Below are 5,251 nucleotides of genomic sequence, written 5' to 3'. Positions count from 1 at the left end.
CCGAACGCGCAGCGGCCGAGCGCGACGCCGCGAAGCCGCCTTCGGCCGGAGGCCCCGCACCGGCGGTGCCCGCGAACCCGAACGAGGCGCAGGTCATCGCGCGCGACATGATGGCCGCCCGCTACGGGTGGGGCGATGACCAGTTCGGCTGCCTCGTGGCGCTCTGGAACAAGGAATCCGGGTGGAACGTCACGGCGGGCAACCCGGGCGGCGCCTACGGGATACCGCAGGCACTGCCGGGCAGCAAGATGTCGTCGGCGGGCGCGGACTGGCAGACGAGCGCGGCCACGCAGATCAGCTGGGGACTCGGATACATCGCCGGAAGGTACGGCACGCCGTGCGATGCGTGGGCGCATTTCCAGGCGAACAACTGGTACTGATCGCAAGTCGGATCCGCTACAGCAGCCGTCGCACGCGGTCGTCCATTCGCATGACTTTCACAGGAGAAGCTGAGGTTCTGTCCAGAACGCCTCGGCAGACTGGCCACTTCGCCCGGGCGCCCCCGCTCGTGGAACGTCGAACAAGGGTCGTCCAGCGCTCTGCGCCGAGATGATCCGCCGTGTGAAAGTCATGCAGAACCAGCCTTCATCTTCTGAAAACACCTCGTCCGAAGCTCGACAGACCGAAGCCCTCCGCCCACGGGCGCGCCGGAATCACCCCCTCTGGAGGAGCGGCCCCATGCTCGCAGCGGGCGCCGTCGTCGCCATCGGCGCCATGGTCGGCACGGGATTCGCCGTGCAGTCCGCCGTCGCCGCGACGAACGACAGCATCGCCGAGACCGACGCCCTGCGCGACGCCGCGAACCTCGATGTGGAGCAGCTCGGCTCGCACGCCGGCATCCTCGAAGCGCGTGCGGTCAAGACCGCGAACGACACGCTCGCCGCAGCGAACGACACGCTCGTCGCCGCGCAGGGCAAGGCGGATTCCTCGCAGCTCGCCTCCTCGACCGCCGCACTCGGCAACTACCGCCTGCTGGCACCCGAGCGCGTCTTCGAACTCGCCGACCGCATCGAGGCGCATGCTGCGCCGGTGCGCGCCGCGGTGGCCGAGGCCGATCGCATCGCCGCTGAGCAGGCCGCTGCTGCCGCAGCTGCCGCCGCGGCAGCTGCTGCTGCGGCCGCCGAGGCCGAGTCGGCGGCGGCGCCGTCGACGGGATCACGTCCGACCGGACCGGCGAACCCGAGCGGCGCACAGGCGATCGCCCGCGACCTCATGGCCGCGCAGTACGGGTGGGGCGACGACCAGTTCGGCTGCCTCGTCTCGCTGTGGGACCGCGAGTCGGGCTGGAACGTCTACGCATCGAACTCCTCGAGTGGCGCCTACGGGATCCCGCAGGCCCTGCCCGGCAGCAAGATGGGCACGGCCGGCAGCGACTGGCAGACCAACCCCGCCACGCAGATCACCTGGGGCCTCGGCTACATCGCGGGCCGGTACGGCACGCCGTGCGGCGCGTGGGACCACTCGGAGTCGGCCGGCTGGTACTGAGTCCGATCGATCGACGAGACGGCGGCGACGTCGGGCTGAGGCCCGCGGCGCCGCCGTTTCGCGTCAGCGGGTCGAGTTTCGCCGCATGTCAACCACTGCGCGAAGGGTGGGCGCCTCGGTAGCCTGACGACATGGACGAGCACGGGGGAACGGTCGGGAAGGGTGCGAAACGGGGGCCGTTCGCCGGAGTCATCGCGTTCGGCGCCCGGGTGACGGCGTGGGCCCTCCAACTGAAGCCGGTTCGGGCCTTCCTGCTCTACCTCGAGCGACACGGCGCGATGCTCGCCGACAGCGTCACCTATCGCGTGCTCTTCTCGATCTTCGCGGGCGTCTTCCTCGGCTTCGCGATCGCGGGCGTCTGGCTCTCGGGCAATCCCGACGCGCTCGAGGCACTCGTCGTGTCGATCGACGCCGCCATCCCCGGCCTGTTCGGCGACGGCGGGCTGATCGCCACGGACGACCTCGTGCAACCGCTGACGCTCAGCATCGCCGGAGTCCTCGCGCTCGTGGGTCTCATCGGCGCAGCCATCGGTGCGATCGGGTCGCTGCGCACCGCCTTCCGCAGGCTGGGATCGCAGCCCGACGACCAGACCTTCTTCATCTGGGTCATGTTCCGCGACCTCCTCCTCGCGATCGGGTTCGGCGCGGCCTTCGCCGCCGCCGCCGCGGTCACGGTCTTCAGCACGAGCGCGCTCGGCACCCTGCTCGGCTGGCTCGGCATCTCGAGCCACGACGCGGTCCTCGACGCCTCGTCCCGGTTCGTGTCGATCGCGGTCACCTTCGCCATCGACGCGCTCCTGATCGCGGTCATGTTCCGCGTGCTGTCCGGCATGCGGCCGAGCGCGCGCTCGCTCTGGAGCGGCGCGCTGCTCGGCGCCGTCGGGCTCTCGGTGCTGCAGGTGCTCTCCGGTCTCTTCGTGGGCGGGGCCGCGAGCAATCCGCTCCTCGCCTCGTTCGGTTCGCTCATCGCACTGCTCATCTGGCTGAACCTCTCGAGCCAGGTCATCCTCATCGCCGGCGCCTACATCGTGACCGGCGTCGACGACGAGCACGATCGCGTGAGTGCGAAGTACGGCGCCCCGACGATCGCCATCCGGCGCCTGCAGCGGGCGGAGCGCCGGGCGACGGATGCCGCGGCGGAAGTCGTCGCCGCGCGGGAGGCCGTCGAGAAGGAGCGCGCCGAGAGCTCCTGACGGCGAGAACCTGTCGTGACGTCGGGCGCCTCCCACGACACAATGGGTGGATGCCGACCGTGCTGCAGCTCGTCCGCTCCGTGGTGTCGCCCCTGACCCGCACGCGGGTCTTCCGTTGGTGCGCCCCTCGCGTGCTCCCGCCGGTCGAGCGCGCGATCGCCGCCGTCTCGGGCGGGCGGGTGCAGCTGAGCGCGCTGCTCGTGCCGTCGCTCGTGCTGCACTCCACCGGGGCGAAATCGGGCGAACCACGCGACTCCGCGCTCATGTACACGCCCGACGGGCACGGCCGCGCGATCGTCGCCGGCACGAGCTTCGCCCGCGACCGCCATCCCGGGTGGACGTACAACCTGATCGCGCATCCCGATGCCGCGATCACGGTACGGGGCAGGAGGATGCCGGTGCGTGCGAGCCGCATCACCGATGACGAGCGCGACGCTGCATGGGAGCGCATCGAGGCGCAGTGGCCGGGGTACCGGGCCTACGAACGGGAGTCCGGTCGGGTCGTGCGGCTCTTCCTCCTGCAGCCGGTCGCCGACGCGCATCACGCGTCGATGTGACGTCTCGACACGGCCCGCCCGGACGCAGGCCGCGCTCAGCGCCACGCTTTACGCTGGGCGTATGACGCGACGCCCGAGTGACCCGATCTACAGCACGGCGATCGTCGCCGGGCGCGCGCTGTTCGGCTTCTGGGGGTTGAAGCGCAGCGTGACCGGCGCCGAGCACGTGCCGACGACCGGCGGCGCGGTGGTCGCCATGACCCACTTCGGCTACTTCGAATTCGCGCTCGTCGAGTGGGCGACGTGGCTCGCCAACCGCCGGCGCATCCGATTCATGGCGAAGCAGGGCGTGTTCGACAAGCCGATCGTCGGGTCGATGCTGCGCAGCATGAAGCACATCCCGGTCGACATGAAGGCCGGAGCCGCCGCGTACGCGAAGGCGGTCGCCTCGCTCCGCGACGGTGAACTCCTCGGCGTCTTCCCCGAGGCCGGGGTCAGCGCGTCGTTCACGGTGCGCGAGCTCAAGACCGGTGCGGCGCGACTCGCGGCCGAGGCCGGGGTGCCGATCATCCCGGTGGCCGTCTGGGGCGGTCACCGGCTCATGACCAAGGGTCGCAAGGTGAAGTTCTTCGAGCGGTTCGGCGTGCCCGTGAGCTTCGCGTTCGGCGAGCCGATCGCGGTCGCCGCCGATGAGGATCCGCACACCGTGACCGAGCGGCTTCGCGCGACCCTGCAGCGCATGGTCGATCGACTGCAGGCCGAGTACCCGGTCGACGGCACGGGCACGTGGTGGCAGCCGCGGTCGCTCGGTGGCACAGCACCGACGCCCGAAGAGGCCGCTGCGGCGGATGCCGCGCGGGACGCCGCCCGAGAGGCGGCTCGCGCCGCCCGCGACGGAAAGCACTGAGCCGAGACATCCTCGACGCTGCGGGTTAGGCTCGTGGCATGTGCAGGAACATCCACACCCTCCACAATTTCGAGCCCGCCACCACCGACGACGAGGTGCACGCCGCGGCGCTGCAGTTCGTGCGCAAGGTGAGCGGTTCGACGAAACCCTCGAAGGCCAACGCCGAGGCGTTCGACCGCGCCGTGGCCGAGATCGCGCACGTGACCCGTCACCTGCTCGACGACCTCGTGACCACTGCGCCGCCGAAGAACCGCGACGAGGAGGCCGCGAAGGCGAGGGAGCGCGCCGCCCGACGATACGCGACGCAGGCGACGGCGCAGATCGCGTGACGCGCCGCGGCGCCGGAGCAGGTCACCCTCGAGGGGAGTAGCGTCGCCTCCATGGCAGATGCCGTCACTCTCACCGTCCCCGGTCCGCACGGCGATCGCGACGTGCGGATCTCGAGTCCGACGCGCGTGATCTGGCCGGAGGCCGGCATCACCAAGCTCGAGCTCGCCGAGTACTTCATCGCCGTGGGCGCCCCGTTCGTCGAGGCCAACGGCGATCGCCCGGTGTCGCTGCAACGATTCCCGGGCGGGGTCGACGGCGAGCAGTTCTTCTCGAAGAACCCGCCGAAGGGTGCACCCGACTGGGTGCGGTCGGTGCCGGTCACCTATCCGAGCGGGCGCACGCATCCGCAGCTCGTCATCGACGAGCCCGCCGGTGCGGTCTGGGCCGCGCAGATGAACACGATCGTCTTCCACCCGTGGGCGTCTCGTGCCGAGAACCCCGACAACCCCGACCAGTTGCGCATCGACCTCGACCCGCAGCCCGGCACGGGATTCGCCGAGGCGACGCCCGTCGCGATGGAGTTGCGGAAGCTGCTCGGCGAGGTCGGCCTGACCGCGTTCGTGAAGAGCTCGGGCAGTCGAGGCATCCACGTGTTCGCGCCCATCGAGCCCGAGCACGAGTTCCTCGACGTGCGGCACGCCGTCATCGCCCTCGGGCGCGAACTCGAACGTCGCATGCCCGACGAGGTCACCACCAATTGGTGGAAGGAGGAGCGCGGCGACCGCATCTTCATCGACTACAACCAGGCGAATCGCGACCGCACGATGGCCGGCGCCTACTGCCCGCGCCCGTTGCCGACGGCGTCGGTGTCGTGCCCGCTCGAATGGGACGAGCTCGAG

The 5,251-nt window shown here is 70.7% G+C and carries 7 protein-coding genes; all 7 read left to right on the top strand.

What is annotated here, in order from left to right:
• A partial coding sequence (locus tag VIP82_RS02525) for an aggregation-promoting factor C-terminal-like domain-containing protein (RefSeq protein ID WP_527250124.1) occupies positions 1 to 380 on the top strand: 380 nt, incomplete at its 5' end.
• A gap of 298 nt (positions 381 to 678) precedes the next feature.
• Positions 679 to 1,485 carry an aggregation-promoting factor C-terminal-like domain-containing protein gene (locus VIP82_RS02520; RefSeq protein WP_331905717.1) on the top strand — a complete coding sequence of 269 codons (807 nt, stop codon included), beginning with the start codon at positions 679 to 681 and terminating at the stop codon, positions 1,483 to 1,485.
• A 131-nt stretch (positions 1,486 to 1,616) separates the two neighbouring features.
• Positions 1,617 to 2,678 carry a YihY/virulence factor BrkB family protein gene (locus VIP82_RS02515; protein WP_331905716.1) on the top strand — a complete coding sequence of 354 codons (1,062 nt, stop codon included), beginning with the start codon at positions 1,617 to 1,619 and terminating at the stop codon, positions 2,676 to 2,678.
• A 50-nt stretch (positions 2,679 to 2,728) separates the two neighbouring features.
• Positions 2,729 to 3,235: a nitroreductase family deazaflavin-dependent oxidoreductase gene (locus VIP82_RS02510; RefSeq protein ID WP_331905715.1), complete on the top strand. Its 507-nt coding sequence runs from the start codon at positions 2,729 to 2,731 to the stop codon at positions 3,233 to 3,235.
• A gap of 61 nt (positions 3,236 to 3,296) precedes the next feature.
• A complete protein-coding gene (locus tag VIP82_RS02505; RefSeq protein WP_331905714.1) occupies positions 3,297 to 4,082 on the top strand; it encodes a lysophospholipid acyltransferase family protein in 786 nt (261 codons plus the stop codon).
• A gap of 38 nt (positions 4,083 to 4,120) precedes the next feature.
• Positions 4,121 to 4,411 (top strand): DUF2277 domain-containing protein, encoded by a 291-nt coding sequence (locus VIP82_RS02500; protein WP_056008142.1) that lies wholly within the window; start codon positions 4,121 to 4,123, stop codon positions 4,409 to 4,411.
• 51 nt (positions 4,412 to 4,462) lie between these two features.
• Positions 4,463 to 5,251, top strand: a 789-nt coding sequence (ligD, locus tag VIP82_RS02495) for a non-homologous end-joining DNA ligase (protein WP_331905713.1), incomplete at its 3' end; no start/stop codon positions are given.

Source organism: Microbacterium sp., assembly GCF_036566905.1.
In the GTDB taxonomy this organism is placed as follows: domain Bacteria; phylum Actinomycetota; class Actinomycetes; order Actinomycetales; family Microbacteriaceae; genus Microbacterium.
This window is presented reverse-complemented; position numbering and strand designations above follow the sequence as displayed.